Origin of the sequence: Halomonas sp. KO116, from assembly GCF_000734975.2 — a bacterium.
Classification (GTDB): Bacteria; Pseudomonadota; Gammaproteobacteria; order Pseudomonadales; family Halomonadaceae; genus Vreelandella; species Vreelandella glaciei.
Genome location: NZ_CP011054.1, coordinates 187,592 through 205,117 on the forward strand (window position 1 = coordinate 187,592; position 17,526 = coordinate 205,117).

21 protein-coding genes are annotated in these 17,526 nt (G+C 50.1%); 13 read left to right on the plus strand and 8 right to left on the minus strand.

What is annotated here, in order from left to right; genetic code table 11:
• Nucleotides 1-7 precede the first annotated feature (7 nt).
• The 13 genes from KO116_RS23910 (at nt 8) to KO116_RS23985 (ending at nt 9,258) form a co-directional block, all read left to right on the plus strand.
• Nucleotides 8-292: a hypothetical protein gene (locus KO116_RS23910; protein ID WP_035565660.1), complete on the plus strand. Its 285-nt coding sequence runs from the start codon at nt 8-10 to the stop codon at nt 290-292.
• Nucleotides 293-350: 58 nt separating this feature from the next.
• Complete coding sequence (locus KO116_RS23915; RefSeq protein ID WP_035565658.1) at nt 351-674, plus strand: hypothetical protein; 324 nt, start codon at nt 351-353, stop codon at nt 672-674.
• Nucleotides 675-723: 49 nt separating this feature from the next.
• Nucleotides 724-1,314 (plus strand): hypothetical protein, encoded by a 591-nt coding sequence (locus KO116_RS23920; RefSeq protein ID WP_035565656.1) that lies wholly within the window; start codon nt 724-726, stop codon nt 1,312-1,314.
• 28 nt (nt 1,315-1,342) lie between these two features.
• Nucleotides 1,343-1,582 (plus strand): hypothetical protein, encoded by a 240-nt coding sequence (locus KO116_RS23925; protein WP_035565654.1) that lies wholly within the window; start codon nt 1,343-1,345, stop codon nt 1,580-1,582.
• A gap of 382 nt (nt 1,583-1,964) precedes the next feature.
• The gene (locus tag KO116_RS23935; RefSeq protein ID WP_035565650.1) at nt 1,965-2,180 is read left to right on the plus strand and encodes a hypothetical protein; all 216 of its coding nucleotides are present in this window, start codon (nt 1,965-1,967) and stop codon (nt 2,178-2,180) included.
• A gap of 691 nt (nt 2,181-2,871) precedes the next feature.
• A complete protein-coding gene (locus tag KO116_RS23950) occupies nt 2,872-3,279 on the plus strand; it encodes a hypothetical protein (RefSeq protein ID WP_045812358.1) in 408 nt (135 codons plus the stop codon).
• A 23-nt stretch (nt 3,280-3,302) separates the two neighbouring features.
• A complete protein-coding gene (locus KO116_RS23955; RefSeq protein WP_035565640.1) occupies nt 3,303-3,713 on the plus strand; it encodes a hypothetical protein in 411 nt (136 codons plus the stop codon).
• Between the two features lie 336 nt (nt 3,714-4,049).
• On the plus strand, nt 4,050-4,892 hold the full coding sequence (locus KO116_RS23960) for a hypothetical protein (RefSeq protein ID WP_035565635.1): 843 nt from the start codon (nt 4,050-4,052) through the stop codon (nt 4,890-4,892).
• Nucleotides 4,893-5,170: 278 nt separating this feature from the next.
• Nucleotides 5,171-5,572, plus strand: coding sequence for a hypothetical protein (locus KO116_RS23965; protein WP_035565632.1), 402 nt, complete (start codon nt 5,171-5,173; stop codon nt 5,570-5,572).
• A gap of 225 nt (nt 5,573-5,797) precedes the next feature.
• The gene (locus KO116_RS23970; RefSeq protein ID WP_035565629.1) at nt 5,798-6,631 is read left to right on the plus strand and encodes a ParA family protein; all 834 of its coding nucleotides are present in this window, start codon (nt 5,798-5,800) and stop codon (nt 6,629-6,631) included.
• Nucleotides 6,624-8,018, plus strand: coding sequence for a ParB/RepB/Spo0J family partition protein (locus KO116_RS24400; protein WP_052703889.1), 1,395 nt, complete (start codon nt 6,624-6,626; stop codon nt 8,016-8,018). The genes KO116_RS23970 and KO116_RS24400 overlap by 8 nt, the downstream gene beginning before the upstream one ends.
• 2 nt (nt 8,019-8,020) lie before the next feature.
• Nucleotides 8,021-8,320, plus strand: coding sequence for a helix-turn-helix domain-containing protein (locus KO116_RS23980; protein ID WP_035565625.1), 300 nt, complete (start codon nt 8,021-8,023; stop codon nt 8,318-8,320).
• A gap of 239 nt (nt 8,321-8,559) precedes the next feature.
• Nucleotides 8,560-9,258: a hypothetical protein gene (locus KO116_RS23985; protein WP_035565622.1), complete on the plus strand. Its 699-nt coding sequence runs from the start codon at nt 8,560-8,562 to the stop codon at nt 9,256-9,258.
• A gap of 113 nt (nt 9,259-9,371) precedes the next feature.
• On the opposite strand, the gene KO116_RS23990 is transcribed toward KO116_RS23985, so the two are convergent.
• From KO116_RS23990 to KO116_RS24025, 8 genes are read right to left on the minus strand one after another with little or no spacing between them, the layout of a single operon-like run.
• Entirely contained in the window at nt 9,372-10,397 is a 1,026-nt protein-coding gene (locus KO116_RS23990) for a S49 family peptidase (protein ID WP_045812359.1), read from the minus strand.
• A 31-nt stretch (nt 10,398-10,428) separates the two neighbouring features.
• Nucleotides 10,429-11,223 carry a phospholipase D family protein gene (locus KO116_RS23995; protein WP_035565620.1) on the minus strand — a complete coding sequence of 265 codons (795 nt, stop codon included), beginning with the start codon at nt 11,221-11,223 and terminating at the stop codon, nt 10,429-10,431.
• 31 nt (nt 11,224-11,254) lie between these two features.
• A complete protein-coding gene (locus KO116_RS24000; RefSeq protein WP_035565616.1) occupies nt 11,255-13,438 on the minus strand; it encodes a DNA topoisomerase III in 2,184 nt (727 codons plus the stop codon).
• 18 nt (nt 13,439-13,456) lie between these two features.
• Nucleotides 13,457-14,158, minus strand: a complete 702-nt coding sequence (locus KO116_RS24005) for an energy transducer TonB family protein (protein WP_035565613.1) — start codon at nt 14,156-14,158, stop codon at nt 13,457-13,459.
• Nucleotides 14,158-14,778, minus strand: a complete 621-nt coding sequence (locus KO116_RS24010; RefSeq protein ID WP_035565610.1) for an energy transducer TonB — start codon at nt 14,776-14,778, stop codon at nt 14,158-14,160. The genes KO116_RS24005 and KO116_RS24010 overlap by 1 nt, the downstream gene beginning before the upstream one ends.
• Before the next feature lie 5 nt (nt 14,779-14,783).
• Nucleotides 14,784-16,226 carry a TonB C-terminal domain-containing protein gene (locus tag KO116_RS24015; RefSeq protein WP_035565607.1) on the minus strand — a complete coding sequence of 481 codons (1,443 nt, stop codon included), beginning with the start codon at nt 16,224-16,226 and terminating at the stop codon, nt 14,784-14,786.
• Between the two features lie 17 nt (nt 16,227-16,243).
• Nucleotides 16,244-16,963 carry a hypothetical protein gene (locus tag KO116_RS24020; protein ID WP_052703890.1) on the minus strand — a complete coding sequence of 240 codons (720 nt, stop codon included), beginning with the start codon at nt 16,961-16,963 and terminating at the stop codon, nt 16,244-16,246.
• A complete protein-coding gene (locus KO116_RS24025) occupies nt 16,963-17,352 on the minus strand; it encodes a hypothetical protein (RefSeq protein ID WP_035565604.1) in 390 nt (129 codons plus the stop codon). The genes KO116_RS24020 and KO116_RS24025 overlap by 1 nt, the downstream gene beginning before the upstream one ends.
• Nucleotides 17,353-17,526: the final 174 nt, after the last annotated feature.

Genomic DNA, 17,526 nt, shown 5'->3' on the forward strand with positions numbered 1-17,526 from the left:
AACCGATATGGAAACGTCTTGCCGTACGATCCGCCAATTTAACGTAAGCGACGATGGCAGCCTGACCATCCGCTTTAAAGGCACCACCACCCGCGTACGCGCCAAGGTGATTGATCGTCGCTATGACCAGGAAGGGCGGTTGGTCTATCTGTGTCTTGACCGCCTAATACATCGTCATCATGAAGACGGCTTTAAATTTGATCTGCCGGATTCTCCAGAATATGGCCACTACCTCAGCGCTGAGGTGAAAGGCTGTTTTGGATCAGAAATTACTCTAGTACCTTTTAATTAGGCGTATTAACGCGACGTGATACGCTAAGCCCAAGTTCGACTTAATCAGAGGATATTCGATGCTAACCACCATTGCGGGCCTGCCCTTCGCCCATTTGCCTTTAACGACCGAGAAGCCGAGCCATACCCTTTCCCGGCTGACCGTGGACGGCATTACCTGTGACGTTCAGGTGACAACGTTGAGCAAGCGAACCTGCTTAGCACTGCGCTTTGCTAGCCCTGGTAGAAAGCCTGAGCAGGTTGTTCTTTCCGACCGACAGGTAGTGATGTTGTACCGGGAAACGAAGAAGGCGCAGATGGTTGGGCTTGTGGTGCCCCACTTAGCGCGTACGGCACAAATGTGGCGGGAAGATGGCGTGCTTTATGAAGACCAAGCAGCCTAATACGGCAAGTTAAGAACCCATCGAAAATAGAGCCCGATCAAGGAACGTTATGTTAATTAAATTAATGGCGGTGCTGACACTGACTGGGTTGGTTTCATTCTCAGCTGTCGCAGATCAAGAATCCACCGACACAAAACCTGGCATGTTTGATGGTATGGCCGCGGATGTGAAGCGCACGCTTGACGAAAAGCATGCTGCTCGCCAGTTGCGCGGCAATCAATCCAACCCTAGCGAGAAAGCCGAACCGGGCATGTTTGATGATATGGCCGCTGATGTTAAGCGCGAGCTTGAAGAACGGCATGCAGCACGCCAGTTACGTGGCAACCAATCCGACCCTAGCGAAGACGCCGAACCGGGCATGTTTGATGATATGGCCGCTGATGTGAAGCGCGAGCTTGAAGAACGGCATGCAGCACGCCAGTTACGTGGCAACCAATCCGACCCTAGCGAAGACGCCGAACCGGGCATGTTTGATGATATGGCCGCTGATGTGAAGCGCACGCTTGACGAACGGCATGCTGCACGCCAGTTACGTGGCAACCAATCCGACCCTAGCGAAGACGCCGAACCGGGCATGTTTGATGATATGGCCGCTGATGTGAAGCGCACGCTTGACGAACGGCATGCTGCACGCCAATAAAAACCGTAATACATAGGAAAAGAATTTTATGAACGAACAAATTAATACCGATGAAGTATTGGCCATGAATGGTCAAGATATTTCAAGCCTCTCTGTTGAGCAGCGGCAAAAGCTCAATCAGGCGATTGAAAAAAGTCGGCTGTATGGTCTAGCTATTTCCGTGACGAATAAAGCGACCAGTGAAGACCTTGCCATTGCGTCTAGCGCTGAGGATGCAGAAAGAATCATGGCTGAGGCAGGCAGCGTTATCTCCGTGCGCAAGCAGTAGTTACATTAGGCTCCTACTGATCAAGGAAAAGCGATGTGTTTTCCACGCAAACCAGGGCTAGGCCGTTACAACGCTAGCAGGCATGAATGGCTGCTAGCATACCGTACCGCTAGGGTTAACGCGGCGACTGGTGCAAAGCCTGACCCAAAGACTGACGGAGTGTTCTGGAAAGCCCAGCTCATTGTTTGTTACGAGCGCACTGATCTTGGCGATAAGCTTTTGCATACAGCATCCCAACGTCTGGCCATGATCAAACTCACCAACGATGTGCTCAAAGAAATACAAAACGAAAACATGTGATAGGAAGTGTTTATGCCAGGGCTCGATAGCAAGAACAGCGATGACCAGCCCATCAAATAGTAATTGGTAAGCGGGTGAGGGCATGGCTAGCAAGAAATTAGTTCGTTTAGCACAGGCAGCCGCTAAGGCATGCGCCAAAGCACAAGCTGACCAATCTGAGTGGGTTGAGGCATTTCGAGCAGAGTACGGGCATGACGACATATCAGACACCCTTGTCGAAGCCATCGACTATGCCGGTGGTCCAGATACCCTGACAGCATCGTTCATCGAAGAACATTCCGGCAAAGGCAACTCTTGATCCAGGCCGTTCAGTTAAGGGAGCGGTTAAGAGTTAATGGAAAAACTGGCATGAGCTACCGAGTCACCATTGAAAAGTTGACCTACACTAGAAGATAAGGGCTTAAAGATGAATTTTGTTTGGGTTGTTATTATTGGATCTGCCTTTTTTTATATGATGGCACATGCCCTTGAAGCTCCAGACGTGGGAACGTTGATAGCGCCTTTTATTGCAGCAACCTTCTTTATGTTTGTACCGATAGTATTGTGCGGGTGGACGAATACGAATCCAAGGCATGCAAAGAACCTGTTCTCCTTTGTCTTCCGTATTCTTTTATTTTTCCTTGTGTTGCAGTTTATTGTTTTTTGGATAAGGCTTTTATTCGGCTATATCTAAGAGAAAATGGCTTAGACACTATTAAGCGCGAGAGTTAAATTAATAGCGAATGCTCTGGTTACCAGGACATTCGCTAGACACAGGCAACGGGCGAAATTTCAGGAGATAAAATGAAAGAATTTTTATTCCTCTGTGTTGGTTCAATACTTTTAATACTTATCGTTAAAGATGGAAGGAAGGGTTTCAGCAGAAAGCCAACAAGGAAAATTAAATTGGATGAGTTTGAGGATAGGCCACGACTAACGTGGACGGGACGCGACCCAAACAATCCGATTGATACCGATTTTTAAAAAACTAGGTAAAGCTAACGATGCCAATGAATGCAAGCAACCAAGAGCAACGTCGAGCACATGTTTATAGTTGCGTCAAAATCTACTACCAAGCCACCGAAAGGGGACGGCCAAAGGAACTTCAAGAGTTTTGTGAAGAGGTCTCGGAGCTCGTGCTGAACTTACCATACCGTGGGCTGGAAAAAGATGGTGAGCGCATTGGAAAGCTTCTTGGTATTAGGTCTAATGCCCAAGAGGCTCTTAAGTCTGAAAACACGGCGTATGAAGATAACAGGGCGTCAGTGGCCGCTATCCAATTCGCATTAGAGGCAGAGGAAGGGTTGGCGTTTTTGCGCTACTGGAATCAAGGCGACTTTGATGTGATACGCAAAGAGTGGCCCGAAGCACCCGAGGACGTATTCATCGGTGCCGATCCGCTTTACAAAACAGGCTAACTGTTCAGGGAAATGGTGAAGGTATGTCTCTTGCAATTGTATTGGCAGCACCTGTTGTTGGAATAGGAATTGGTAGTTTTTTCGCGCTCTCTGCTATTGGGAGCGATGTTCTCAACATTCCTGAATGGAGCTGGATTGGCTTCTTTACGTCAATATTCGTAGCAATCCCTGCCCTGGCTTTCAGTAAGCAGGCTAGAAAGCACTCAAAGACGTTGTTGGTCTACCCAGCCGCCCTAAGCTCTATTGCTGCGCTCGGCATTATGGATGGCTGGTCTGGCACCGGCCCTATGGTAGAGGTAATGGACACGCTTGCTGCCTTTGTCGGCACAGTGCTGATAGGCGTGATCCCGCTCATCGTGGCAATTGGCCTACTCTGGCATGCTTGGCCAGACGTTACGGCTAAGCAGTTAAGCCAGAACAGCGCCGACAAATAGGAAAAGCGTAAAAGAGTTAGCAGCGATTTACGAAAGCTCAGAGGCATAACGACAGCGGCGCCAAATATCCGGCTGGTCACAATTATGGCGCGCTCTTTATGCAGGTATTACATCTTAAGACTATTTCTGTCGAAAAAAGCAACCTAGATGGCGTGGTAACATCATTGCTTCGTTAGCACTATAGTCTCTTGGTACGAACAGCAAATTAACAGTTTTCTTATCAAGAGAACTTTTTTAATCTATGTTCTCTTTGGTGCCCTTAAGAGCCCGCTAGCCGCCCATCGTCAAAATTATTTCCTGGTAACGTTGATCCATGCTCACTGAAAGGATTTCAGCATGGCCACACAACTGTACGCTACCTTCACGCCTGCCCAGGCACATTCAATACTCACATCGGGGGTGTATACGCCCTTAAGCTTGCGCCCTATGGACCGCGAAGCGTCTTTAACCTTGCACTGTTGCGATCTAGCAGGTGAAGCGCTGGCGCTGCGTCCAGGCGCGACGTTAGATGAAGGCGGGGTGGGTTTAGTGTTCAAGTGGCTAGGCGAGGAGGAGTGTTTAGAGGGCTGGGGTGCTGGCCCGTCGCCGGATATTTTGTATCATGAGTACAGGACACACGAACTGGTAGAGGAACCCACTTATCAACGTTCCTTGGTCGTGGCAGGCACGAGAATCAACTTTCGCCTAGAGTCCTTAGTCTTTGATGATAGAGCCCTGCGTCACCACCTCTTGGCGCGTTCGGTGCCAAAGCCCCTGTTACCCCCGCGTTGGCGAAGTATGAACAAGCGGATTCGCGATTTAGCGGATAACCTCACAGCCCATGTACCTGATTGTGGCCTTAATGTGCGCCTTGATGGACCATCACTTGGTTTGCGCCGTATTCATGACTTGTATGCGGCTGCCTGCATTGACCGGGCAGAAGATGTGCAAAAGGTTAAATCAAAGGATGTACCGGGAATAACAGCGCAAAAGCACCGAGACCGTGACGATCCTCCCGAGGTCCACGATGTAGCACGCTACCTACTACGGTCGCTAAATATCCCCTATGCGTTGACTACCGGTGGACCCTTTACCCTTATTCCAAATACTGAGCTCTATATGGATGCCTACGCGTTAAGTAGTTTGGGCCCACAACATGCGCAACTAGCGCCCTTGGTGGAGGCAGCCGAAGCGGGGTAACAAGATCCAACGTGGTTCCAATGCACCCGAGTAGCCGGCTAAATAAAGATACCGCCTTCGATAACCGAGTGTTGTATAAGCACAAACTCTAGCGCTTTAGGCCAGGGCTATGTATATTTACCTCATACTCACTGTTTAGTGAGCAATCGTGGTAGCACTGGCCACGCAAAATTAACCAGTATTTTCGTATTTGCGCACATCTAGTGCGCTCAAACCCTAGAGGGGGCAACACTCCCTCTAGGGGTTGTTGCCTCCTCATTTTTATTGGAGGCAACAAAATGAAACATATCATCGCATCATCGCTGAAAAGCGTTGGAAACCTGGGAACAGGCATCCTGCTGTTAGGTATCTTCGCACCCCTAACAGTGACAAGCTCAATCGGCTTGTTCTTCGTCACTATTGGCTACGCCATGCTACTACTAGCATTTGGTGGCCACGTCCTCGACATTAGACTTCTCTATCCTTCCAGACCTTGGCGAGCAGCCATTTATAAGGCAGTACATGCCTTATTCGCGCACCTAAGCACATCAACGTTCGTCACCGGCCTTGGCCAAGTAGCTGGCGCTTTCGTCGCTCCTGTAGCGGTTGCAAGCGTGGCAACTACATTATTGCTATCAATGGTCATGACCATCATCTGCGTAGGCGCCTATTTTGCTTATAGGCACATTCTCGACTGTTAGAGGGATTCAACCATGCAACCAACGAACGTCTTCATCATCCTGTTCGTTATTTCACTGGTTATTTCAGCGATAGGTCTCGTTTTTGCCTTTTGGAAAGATCGGCAAAAAAAGGATTAATTTCCCAGAAGTATTAAAAAAGCTGTGCCCTACTTAGTAGGGCCATTATTTGATAGACCAATACCAGAAAATGGGATTGATCTATCAGATAATGGTGCTAGGATGTGTATGAAACTAACAAAGTGGGGTCGGATCGGCTCCAGCAAGCAAGATGGAGCTGTTGTGACGAAAATCTTATCGTTAGCCGCTCACAAGGGGGGCGTGGGGAAAACCACCACTACCGTTTTGTTAGCGCATTATCTAAGCAGCAATGGCTATAAGGTGCTCGTTGTCGATAACGATGCGCAAGGAAATACTACCAGTGTGCTGACACTGAATCCTGATGGCACCTATGTACCGTTCAGCACCATCATTACGGCCGACCTATACCAAGAGGGGCTGGATGGAAGTGTGGAGCCTATCCATTGTAGCTACGGAATTGACGTAATACCGTGCCCAGCCAACTGTGATCGTTTTCGTCAACTTAGCTCTGAGCACATCAAAACGCCCTGGATATTTTCCGACAACCTGAACGATCTTTGTCAGCAGTACGATGTGGTGTTGATTGATTGTTCATCGAACTACAGCAATAACGTGAATGCTGCCCTGGTTCTATCCACACACGTACTGTGTCCAGTGAAAATGACAGGTCATGGAATTGACGGCGTTTTAGGTTTAATGAAGACCATTTCAGAGGTTCAAAGTCGCCACAATCATGAGCTTAAGTTCCTTGGGTGTTTTTTAAACCTTATGGAGTCGAGAGGTAAGCGTATCCAGGAGAACAGCAATCGCTTACGCGAAGCGTTAGGCGACGATATGCTGAAAAATGTTCTGCATCGACGCCCTCCCATCGACACCATTCAGGATGAAGGTGGGACCTTGGCTGAGCTTGGTTATGCGCATGTCGCGGTAAAAGAAGTGAACCAACTGATGGAAGAAATAGTGGAGAGGTTATATGCCTAACAAGAGTAGAAGTAATGCGCAGCCCGTGGCCGGGAAATATTCTCAACTGGCTCAACAAATGGCTCATCAGGCACACCATTCTTCTGGCAGCGCCCGTACGTTAACTAATGGCCAAGCTTTATTGATGCTCGACCCCGACCAAATTATTGTCGAAAAGCAAGTACGGAAGAAGCTAAAAAACATCGAGGAATTGGCTGAAAGCATTGAGCAGAATGACCAGCAGCAACCCATCATAGTGCGCAACGCCCCCGGTCAGCGTGATATGTATATCTTGGAAAAAGGTGAACGGCGTTTAGCAGCCTGTCGCCTTAAAGGCTTACAAGTTGCCGCCATCGTCAGTAATGCCAAATACGATAGCATTACTGCCCATGCAGGCCAGCTGGTCGAAAACATCCAGCGTGACAATCTTGAACCCTTTGATATTGCTGATGGTCTCCAGCGGTTCATAGACGAACCCAATGGTGGATGGACGCAGCGCAAAATAGCTGCGTACATTGGAAAGGGCCCCGGCTATGTTTCGCTCTACCTCGCATTAGCCAAAACACCTAATAGCATTCGTCAGCTCTATGACGATGAGGTTGTGCAGGACCCGGAAATGCTGAATAGCATTCGACAGCTTGCTGAGCTGGAACCCGAATGGGAGAAGGCACTTATCCAGCAACTGGTTGATCAGAAGAAAGCCGACAAGCGAATCACTCGGGCGCAGATACGTAATTGGCTGGCCTGGGCAAAAGAGGCTGTTGAATTAGGCGAGAAACCCAGCGAATACATCGCGAAGCAAGAGGCTGCCAGTAATGCACCTCAACAAGCAGCTTCACAGGCGTCAAACCCCGAATTACCAGACACGACACGGCCAGGTCTTAATGTAGGCGCTGGGTACCTGCTAGACGATCATCAAGGCCCGGTTACGGGTGCGGATGACGACAACGGCAGTGACGTGCCGGCGAAAGACAAAACGGCTACCTCAACGACGACCACAACCACGACGACAACGGTTGAAACCGACCTTGAAGACGCAGAAGAAGAATACCAAGAAGACCAAGGCGATATCTTTGCCAGTGAACTGGACGTAGCAACGACACCTAGAGCAACAACAGCACAGTCAGCAAACGACGGGCATCCGGCAAACGAACCGGAACAAGCCGCACCAGCAGCAAAAAGTAAGCCTAGCCAATGGCCGATCTACCACACTGGCTATGTCGAGTATGCCCCAGGTCAACTGGTTATTTACGTAGAAGTCGATGGACAGCAAGGAGAGCTGATGACGAACCTTATGGATGATCAATCGGATTATGTGTGGGTGATGATTGATTCTGAGAAGCAGCGAGTGCATGTCGATGATGCGCGGATCTCATGCATGCAGCCTCATTCTGATGTGGAGAAGTAGTAGTGACTCAGATTGAGTGGGGGCGTTTGTCGCAGCCGATGCGTCGTCGTTATTTAGTCGTAGCTGCCATAGCCGAAGAAAAATATTCGTTGCAGCAGATTACGGATAAAACCGGAATACCAGTGTCTTCATTACGTCGTATTTTGCGTTCGTTAAGAGTCGAATTTGGTATGGACGTTCGTTACATTAATACGGGCGTTTCAAATGGTTATGAACAAGACGGGTACTACAAAATTGAACAATGGGGCGTTTTCGATAAGTCTTATTTCCTAGATAAAATAGCGACAAACGTGCCACTTTAGTATTATAAAAACGGTCACTGCCTACAAATTTGTAAGATATGGCTTACAAGAATGTAAGAGATTGCCCATACATGCAGCAGAGAATACTACTGTAGAATGGTGCAAAGGGAGCAACACCAGATGTTTCTTTTTTGAAAATAACTGTTACAAAAAACTATTTGATTAAGTCTCCACAGCTTTTAACAGAGAGACGGAATCCCAACTTGGGATGAATAAAAAAATGTGGCGAGGTATCGCGTGTGAAATCATGTGCAGGGGCAGAGAAAAAGCTGGTCGCTTTATCTCGTAGCAAAATTATAGGGAAAGCCTCCGAGGAGTGGAGGCATGATGGACTGTGCCAAAATCTGGAGTCACCGATCGCGGGATGTGATCTGTGCGCCAATAACAAATTGCGTTTTGCTTTTTTGATTCAGAATCAAACGACGCATGAAAAAATGTGGGTAGGTGCGGGCTGTTTATTACGCTTTCAAATCCCTATCTACAGCGGAGGAGTGCGCGTACCAGCCCATCGTGCTCGTGATCACTTAGCTGAGCTTGTACAAATGCTTGTGACCCAAGAGGCTATGGCACGGTGCACGATGGCCGCAATGGAACAGCAGCATAGTGCTTTAGCCGAGGCGATTATCCAATATCGCATGCACGGGCGTGTGACTGTGTTTGAAGCCTCACTAATATTTAGCGCTGTTGAGAAAGCAAACATGCTCACTTCGGACGTGGTTTTGCCAATTTATCTACGCCGGGAAGAAGACCTAGAACAACTGCGTGCGATACCACGGTGGTCATTATGGCGCTTCTGGCATTGTCTAAAAGCCGAACAAGTTCAGCTGGCGCTTCTATGCGGGCATAAGGCTCCTACGACAGAACACTCGAAACTCGTGAGATACCAACGTCAAACTGATACCAAGCCGCAGGAAGACTGCTTAGGAAAGATTGACTGATCGAGTTGAGATAGCGCCCGTGAGTTCACGCCACTATAAATAATGCCCGGTAGCATCAGCTCCGGGCATTATTGGTTTACTGCATATTGAATAGCGCAAAGGCTTGGGGCTATTTACATGCCCTGGAGCTGGTAGCGAACGCCTTGCGTCATATCAAAGCCCAACATGGCGCCAATGCTCGGGCCGATCCGCTGTGTTAGCCGCTCCAGCGCAGAGAGGCGAGGCGTGTAATTGCGGAACTGTACCTCACCGATTAACTCACGCGATAGCTGCTCCAGTGTCATAACGTCATCAATAAGACCCAAGGCCTTCGCTTGCTCGCCCGTCCAGACCAACCCAGAGAACACTTCCTCAGAGCCTTTCAAGCGGTCACCACGGCCATCGCGCACTGCCTGGATAAACTGGTCATGCGTATTTCCCAGTACCGATTCCCAGAATTCCCGCTGCTCGTCCGTCACTTCACTGAATGGATCTAAAAAGGCCTTGTTCCTGCCCGCGGTAAAGGTGCGACGTTCAACACCAACACGGTCGATAGCATCATTAAATCCAAACCCTGAGCTAATCACGCCAATCGACCCTACTAGGCTGGCTGGCGCTGCATAGATACGGTCAGTAGCCGCCGCAATATAGTAAGCACCACTTGCGCCCACATCCTCTACCCAGCTAAGGATTGGGGTATCGGGGTACTGTGACGTGAGATAACGGATCTCCTCGTAGACCGCTTGTGATTGCACTGGACTACCACCAGGGGAGTTTATACGCAGAACCACAGCTGCTACATTTTCAGCCTCAAGTGCATCGCGTAGCCCGCTATTGATCCGGGACGCAGTAGCTTCCTCGTTAGCGTCAATGACCCCCTTTACATCGACCAGGGCAACATGGCGTATTTCATCTTCTGAATCACCACTGCTGGCAAAGTGAAAAAAGTACGCTGTGTTGGCCAGCGAAAGCATTAAAAAAGCAAAGAAGGCGAATCTGAAAAATATCTTCCAACGCCTAGACCGGCGCTGCTCTTTTAGCGATTCGTTCATCCAGTTATCGAACGTTTGCCACTGCTTTTCCCTTAAAGACCCTTCATGATCTGTCATCACAGGTTGTCCGTTTTCCATTGTTGGTGAGCCAGGAGGCGTATCTTGCATGGTTACTTCCTCAGTTAAATCTCTGTAACTGCTATAGCTCTATAGTGGGTGGCCATAAGGTGAAACTGCCATGCCTGCCTGCTTTCGCCTCACCGCCTTGAGCAAACCCTAAAGCGGTAATTAAAATTTCATCACCGTTGATTTTTATGTATCCCTTTTTTTCTAGCTGGCTTGTAAGTTCAACACGAGTAATCGACAGTGATTGCGCCAATCTTGTGAGCGTAAGCTTGCTATAAGGCACGCTTTTACTCTCTTGGCTTTCTGGTTTAGCGGCAGCCTGTTCCTTGCCACTGGAAGGAATAGGCGTATTTGCTGGCTTTGGAGCGGGTTTCGACGGCCCTTGTTTAGGCGCTGCTTTCGTGGGAGGCGTTTTGGATTGCGCTTGCTCTACCAGGGCAACATCTTCATCGCTAATGCGGATAATTCGCAGCGCTTCATCGTAGGCATCCCGATACAATTCTGTATCGTCGGTCTTATCGACCAGTATCCCCATTTCGTTGTTGTTCACCTGCGAAAACTCGTAAAGGTTAAGGCTGGTGATAATGCACTTGTTCTCATTGATATAACATTTGGCATGCAAGTTCTTACAAAAGCTCGTACGTACAAAATTGAGCTCAGCCAACCATTCAGCTTCGGTAGGGCGCAGTTCACTCTTGCCATAGACAATGCGAATGTCGATTTTGAGCCGGTTCTTATCTTCCAGAAGCTCTTTTAAACGGTCATTCAGCTTTAGGTACGGCGATATAAATATCAATCGCTCCTGTGTCGTTTTAACCATTTCCTCAAGAAAGAAATTAGTCGCGCTAGTATTTAAAAATCGTGCCATTTGTATTACTCCTTTTATCTATAAAACCTGCTCACATTCGTTTTTTAGCTTCGGCGGGTGTAAGCGTGACTTTGCAATTTGGCCAGCCAGTACAGCCCCAAAACTTGGTTTTGCGTTGTGCGTTCGGTTTTTTTCCTGATTTTTCGCGCATGACGCTGCCACATTCCGGGCAGGATGGGGCGCTTGCATCGAGTTGGGCTTGTCGCTGCTGGGGTTTACCCTTGTTGTCAGGGAAGGTCTCTTTGCATGTTTGACTGGAGCATGCCCAAAAGAACCCTTTGGAGCCTTTGATACGCTTGAGATTACTGCCACATGTGAAACAGCCATGCACCGGTCCACCGGCCTTAGCAAAAGCAGCTGCCAAGGCGGGATTTTTCTCAACGATCTGATCGCTATTATCGCGTACGGTCACCACCATGTTCGTAACCCACTTATTCATCTGGGTCATGAAGGTGTTCAGGTCTAAGCGACCATCAACAATGCCTTCTAACTGCTGTTCCCATAGGGCGGTAAGGCCTGCAGACTTAAGCGCTTGAGGGAGGATGGCGACCAGCGCATGAGCTTTGTCGGAGGCCACTAATATCTTTTTTTTGCGCTTTATGTAGCCTCGGCCGACGGCTCCCTCAATGATCCCGGCGCGGGTGGCACCGGTACCGATTCCCTTAGACGCTTTTAGAATGGCTTTGAATTTCGGTTCATCTACATAGCGAGCGATGTTACTCATCGCATCAAGCAACGTGGCTTCTGTGAAATGGGGGGGAGGCCGGGTCGTTTTTTCTTCAAGCGAGGCATCAGCGACCGCGGCTGGCTCGCCCTGGCGCATGGGTGGCAAGAGATTCCCGCTATCGTCTTCATCCTCCTCAGGAGCATCCTCTGGCTGCTCGTTGGCAAAGAGAATGCGCCAGCCTTGCTTAATCGGCACCTTGCCCGACGCACTGAATAGATGATCTTCCACGTTCAGGCGGATATTGGTCTTATCGAATTCAAAGGGCGCATAAAACTGGGCGATGTAATGTCGGCGTACGGCGTCGTAGAGATTGAATTCCAGTTCCGACATTTTGCTGATATCGGTGCGCGTGGTCGTGGGGATGATCGCGTGGTGCGCTTCTACTTTTGCATCGTTAAACGCACGGGAGGCACGATCTGGGTCAGCGCCAGCCACTAGCCCACTAATTGACTGATCAGACAGCACTACCGACTGCAGAATTTTAGGTATGTCCGCTCGCTGAGAAACAGGCAGGTGACGCGACTCGGTACGCGGGTAGGTCGTGGCTTTGTGGGTTTCGTAAAGCCCCTGGGCGCCATCCAGCACTTCTTGTGCGGTATAGCCCCATTTACCGGATGCGTATTTCTGCAAACTGGTAATGCAGAAGGGCAGTGGTGGTGACTCCTTACCCCGCTTGGTTTCGGCATGCTCGATGACGCCATACTTTCCTTTAACCTGGCGCGCTACTTGTTCCGCAAATGCTTTATTGATGCAGCGCCCTTGATCGTCGCTCACTTCCTCGGGCGGCAACCACTTGGCATAAAACGCTCCTTGTTGTACCTGGACATTCGCTTTTAGCACGTAGAATGGTGACGGCTTGAAAAGCGCTATTTCCCGGTCACGCTGGCAGACCAACGACACGGTAGGGGTGATGACTCGCCCAATGTGTAGCGTTTCCTTATAACCGATCTTCTCAGCGAGCTTTGAGTAAAGCCGAGACATGTTCATGCCAATCAGCCAATCCGCCCGCTGACGGGCTAGGGAGGCGTGATACAGCGGTATGGAAAGATCGCCTGGGCGAATGTCGGCAAGGGCTTTTTTGATGCTGTCATCATCAAGTGCCGACAACGCCACACGACGGACTTCGCCCCGGTAGCCAACACGCTCCATGATACCCCGCGCAATCGCTTCTCCTTCGCGGTCGAAATCGGTGGCCACGTAGACAAGCTGCGCTTCTTTCACCAAGGCTTTAATGATGTTGAATTGCTTTTTTGCCGATGGCTTAACCTTGTACTGCCATTGTTCGGGCATGATCGGCAACAAGCTCATATCCCAGCTCTTGTACTTCTCGTCGTATTCCTGGGGCATGAATAGTTCAAGCAGGTGGCCAAACGCCCATGTCACTGCTCGATTACCATCCCGTATGCAGCCGTCTCCTCGGCCACTAATCCCCAGTACGCGGGCCAAGTCTTTAGCCTGGGAAGGCTTCTCGCAGATATAAAGCTCCATGCCGGTCACTCCGATGGCTTAAGGTTCGATATTGATGTGTATCAACTGCAATAAACTGCGGGTATGCGGCAGGGTGCCCCGTAGCTCGGTAAAGGGAGATGCGTTTAAGGCCGCGAAGCGCACTGCACGGTCAAAGGTGGTATCACCTGAACTCAGCACCGTCTTCGCGCTAAGGACATTCCCGTAGTCGTCCATCATCAGTTCTAACGTGAGGGGCTGAGGCGGCGTTGACCCGCTGTGATTCACACGCTCTTTGATGCGGCGGGTTAGTCGATTAGTCGCCGGAACAAAATCGGCATTGGCCTGTACGCTGGCATAGCTCTGGCATTCATTCTCTATGCACACCATGCCTTCCGCTGCTGGCGAGCACGTATCATCTTCACAGGGTGGCTCAGCACCAGCGCTGACACGCACACTGCTGCAGTCGGCATTAAGGCAATAAACGCCAGGTCGTGGCTGTTCCCAAAGTTGGCCTTTTGACCGTTCCGCATGTCGTGGCTGGACAGATAGTGTTTGCTCATCTGTCGATTGCTCGGCACGGTCTCGTAGCGGCTGGGGAGGTGCGGTCAGCTCATGGCCATCCAGACGCTCGATCCGGTTAATTTCGGGGGTCTCCTCGTCTCCCGAATCCCGCCAGCCTTGAAACACAACAAAAAGCCCGATAATGGCGCCAATAGCGAGGAAGGTATTAACGGGCATATTCTTGGATTCTTCGGCCATTAAGGCGCCTCTTGTGTACTAACTTCTATCCCGCCGAATGACAGGATGATGCGAGTGAGCAAAGCGCGGGTTTCAGGCGAGGTTGTGCGGATCTCATAGAAGGGCTGGGTATCGAGGATGGCTACTTTGGCCTGCTCGTCAAAATGAGAGCTGCCTGATGATTCAACCAACTGCGTTTCCTCAACGTGGCCTTCTTCATCAAGTATCAAACGCACGCGAACACTTAAATCATCTGGATCGGATTTAGACCATGTATGCCAAACGCGGTCACCGATGCTTTGGACAATTTCTTTAAACGATTGCTGGCTTCGTATGTCGCGCTCATTAGTACAGTCTTGCATCACACAAATGTAAGTCTCCTCCCTACAACGAGCGCTCTCATCGCCGTTTAGGTAACGGTTATGATCATCGCCGCTGGCGCAGTGGAGAGCATTTTCCCGATATACCCAACAGTCGTCGGTAATGCACTCGTACTGATCGGGCATTTGATGTTTGGGAGAGGTTTTGATGACAGGAGGCACGAACTCGCTATCGTCTTGGCTTAGCAAGATATAGGCAGCCGCAGCGCCGATCCCTGACAATAGGATAGCGCCGGAAATGAGCGAACTTTTAAGTGACACAGCCGTTACCTCAAGCTGCCGTCAGGAGATACATGGAGGTTGAACTGTCGAGCCTCGTTTTGCTCCTGCAGGGATAGACCGCTTAGGCCTTGGAAAGCCGGCATGTTGCGTACCAACTGATAAATCTGATCATTCAAATCAACATTATTGGAAGGGCGTAGAAACTCTATGTCCGCCACGTTCCCCATCGGTACCGCCAGCGTGACTTGCAACGAAATATCATGATCGACACCCGTTTTTAAATCCGCTGGCCAGTGGTTGCGCATGGTGCGTTTAATCAAAGCCACGGTTCGGTTTTCAATTGAATGCTCACTAGCTTCATCATCATCGGTTGCGTCGATAGCCTCCTGACGCGTCCAGGTCGATTCGTATGCTTCAATAGATTCCATCGAACCAAACGTCAGTGAGAACGGGTTTAAGAGTGTTTTAGCGGTACTGGTCAGGCGGTCAACTTCCACAAACGGGGCGCTATCTTTCGCTGCTGCTAGCACACTGTTGTTATAGCTTTCATTGCCAGAAGAACGGCGGATACGAATTTTATTGGTGGCACCGCCACTTCCTAATTCGATGCTCAAAATGGCCCCATGCTCTGCGTGATCCTCGCCCTCGTAATACCAAGCCTCGCCAACGCGGCGACCAATAGCGGCAATCACTGAATTGAAGTCTTCTGAGCGCAAGATTTCATCACGCTGAGATCGGGGGATTTGACCCCTACGAACAGTCTGCTCGATGCGGTTGCGGTTTAGCGCTAAACGTTCAATATCGCTGGCAAGTTCACTCGCGGCGGGTACGGTACTGCCATCACCATTAACGGGATTGGCATCCGTCATCGTCGCGTTCGGTTGGACACTTTGATCAATGGCAACAGGCAGCTCACCGGGAAGTACCTCAGCTGCGCCGGAAGCATCTTCACCGGCGTTGTCGGGTTCGAGGCTGGCGCCAGCCCCGACTTCTGATACCGAATTAAGGTTATCCACGTAGCCGGGGGTTGCCTCAGAATGCTCGGCCATTTCGCCTAGCTCTGGGGTAGGTTCCTCGTCTAGCGTTTGAACTACTTCTTCGTCTTGTTCCTGGTTGGGCTTCTCTGACTCATCCAGCCAGATATCCGTTGGGTTGTACTGATCGAGCGTAGAGCCCGCTAATCGAGGGGCTGGTGACAAAGCACTATTGTCATCTTCAACGTCACCGGCCATTTCCGCTATGTCATCTTCGTTATAGACAGGCGGTAGGAGAGAGCTATCACGGGGCTCCTCATTAGCATTTTTAGATACAGGCAGAGCGTGTGCATCATTTTGATCAGATTCATTGTCACTACTGCCATCACGGTTGCCTGAGAAATTCAGGTATAAACCGCCGCCAATAAAGACAGCGACGATGCCGTACTGTATCCACTGCTTGGTACCGGATGGTTTAGATAATTTAGGGCGTTTAGGACGATAATTGGCCATTACACATTCCAGACAGTTTAATTAAGGGCTTTGCAGGGATTGACGACGGTTTTAGGACGCACACTGTTACGAACGATCTGGCGCTGATCGGCGGTCGTGTTGTCGGACTCACAGAAGCTTGTCCAGGCCTGGAGGTAGTCAGCAATGTCATGCTCGGGGGGCTTACAGCCGACAACTAAAATGTCGGGGATGTTATTGGGGGCGCCAGCCTCTGTAACGAAACGCCAATCGGGCTCGTCCATTCCCCTGCCACGATCACAAAAGCGCTCCCAGCGTTGCAGCTCGTACATGGAAGCACCGACCGAAATCCAGTTGCGGTCGTCACTGTCTGGTCTGCCAGAAGGCGGCTCCGAGCTAGTAGCAGTAGTGAAGCGGTCGCCATCCATGTCATAGCGATCATTTAAATTCTCGCCTAAAACATGGATGTAAGCGGGTTGGAGCATGGCGGCACCGGCACGACCACGATTACCCCAAGACAGCGTAAGCTCGCGGTCAACCTGGCGCATTTTGTCGTTTTGTCGCTTGCGTCGCTCGGCTAGCGCTTTTAAATCCTCGACCAATGCCCGGTTAGCCGCCGTTGGGTTGCGGTCAGCCGCTTCACTGTAAATAGATAAGTTGGTCTCCAACCACGAATCACTAGGGTAAGTGGGTGGTTCTGGCAACGTACTGGTGCCCGTTGTCGCACATGCGCTAAGCATCAATGCAAGAGAAGCGGCTAGGATCGGTTTAAGTGCCATCAGGTAGCGTCCTTTGATGTTTGGGTATCCGGCACTGCCACTAATGTGGGTTCGGCTGGTTGTCGGGTAAACGTTATACGGCCCTCGATAGTTTCTTGGTGGTGCCCCACCAATTCAGACGTAGATCGAGGTTCGGCAAGTGGATGGCGAATGCCACTCTGTGCGCATGTTTTAGTGACAAAAGGCTTGAGCTGTTCGTATAGACCTTTTGATGGTGAAGCCGAGTTGGAAAAGATCGAACGTAACGTGGAGGGCGAACCGCCGATATGGCTGGCCAAAAGCCATAGCGCATCAATTTCCCGCTGAGAACCAAACTCCATTACCACTTTGCCGTGATCGTTTTTATAGACGTTCATGTATCCCCAGGGCGGTTGGCGCGAGGCAACCAATCCCATCTCCTTTGTTCGTCAATAACAGTTCATTAGGTAGGTATGGGGTGAAGTTTAATCGCGGAAGGAATTTTACTGGGGGCGCTGAACACGCCCTTAAGGGGTCTTTCGGTGCCCATAGGATCATCAACCGCCGTGGCACACTACGCGCACTAACACGGGGAAGATGAAGTG

What these genes read in the sequence shown, in the direction of transcription:
- KO116_RS23965 (WP_035565632.1), top strand. Translation starts at nt 5,171, where the DNA reads ATGAAACATATCATCGCATCATCGCTGAAAAGCGTTGGAAACCTGGGA.
- KO116_RS23910 (WP_035565660.1), top strand. Translation starts at nt 8, where the DNA reads ATGGAAACGTCTTGCCGTACGATCCGCCAATTTAACGTAAGCGACGAT.
- KO116_RS23960 (WP_035565635.1), top strand. Translation starts at nt 4,050, where the DNA reads ATGGCCACACAACTGTACGCTACCTTCACGCCTGCCCAGGCACATTCA.
- KO116_RS23995 (WP_035565620.1), bottom strand. Translation starts at nt 11,223, where the DNA reads ATGGCACGATTTTTAAATACTAGCGCGACTAATTTCTTTCTTGAGGAA.
- KO116_RS24020 (WP_052703890.1), bottom strand. Translation starts at nt 16,963, where the DNA reads ATGGCACTTAAACCGATCCTAGCCGCTTCTCTTGCATTGATGCTTAGC.
- KO116_RS24005 (WP_035565613.1), bottom strand. Translation starts at nt 14,158, where the DNA reads ATGGCCGAAGAATCCAAGAATATGCCCGTTAATACCTTCCTCGCTATT.
- KO116_RS23955 (WP_035565640.1), top strand. Translation starts at nt 3,303, where the DNA reads ATGTCTCTTGCAATTGTATTGGCAGCACCTGTTGTTGGAATAGGAATT.
- KO116_RS23915 (WP_035565658.1), top strand. Translation starts at nt 351, where the DNA reads ATGCTAACCACCATTGCGGGCCTGCCCTTCGCCCATTTGCCTTTAACG.
- KO116_RS24400 (WP_052703889.1), top strand. Translation starts at nt 6,624, where the DNA reads ATGCCTAACAAGAGTAGAAGTAATGCGCAGCCCGTGGCCGGGAAATAT.
- KO116_RS23990 (WP_045812359.1), bottom strand. Translation starts at nt 10,397, where the DNA reads ATGCAAGATACGCCTCCTGGCTCACCAACAATGGAAAACGGACAACCT.
- KO116_RS24000 (WP_035565616.1), bottom strand. Translation starts at nt 13,438, where the DNA reads ATGGAGCTTTATATCTGCGAGAAGCCTTCCCAGGCTAAAGACTTGGCC.
- KO116_RS24015 (WP_035565607.1), bottom strand. Translation starts at nt 16,226, where the DNA reads ATGGCCAATTATCGTCCTAAACGCCCTAAATTATCTAAACCATCCGGT.
- KO116_RS23935 (WP_035565650.1), top strand. Translation starts at nt 1,965, where the DNA reads ATGGCTAGCAAGAAATTAGTTCGTTTAGCACAGGCAGCCGCTAAGGCA.
- KO116_RS23920 (WP_035565656.1), top strand. Translation starts at nt 724, where the DNA reads ATGTTAATTAAATTAATGGCGGTGCTGACACTGACTGGGTTGGTTTCA.
- KO116_RS23970 (WP_035565629.1), top strand. Translation starts at nt 5,798, where the DNA reads ATGAAACTAACAAAGTGGGGTCGGATCGGCTCCAGCAAGCAAGATGGA.
- KO116_RS23925 (WP_035565654.1), top strand. Translation starts at nt 1,343, where the DNA reads ATGAACGAACAAATTAATACCGATGAAGTATTGGCCATGAATGGTCAA.
- KO116_RS23950 (WP_045812358.1), top strand. Translation starts at nt 2,872, where the DNA reads ATGAATGCAAGCAACCAAGAGCAACGTCGAGCACATGTTTATAGTTGC.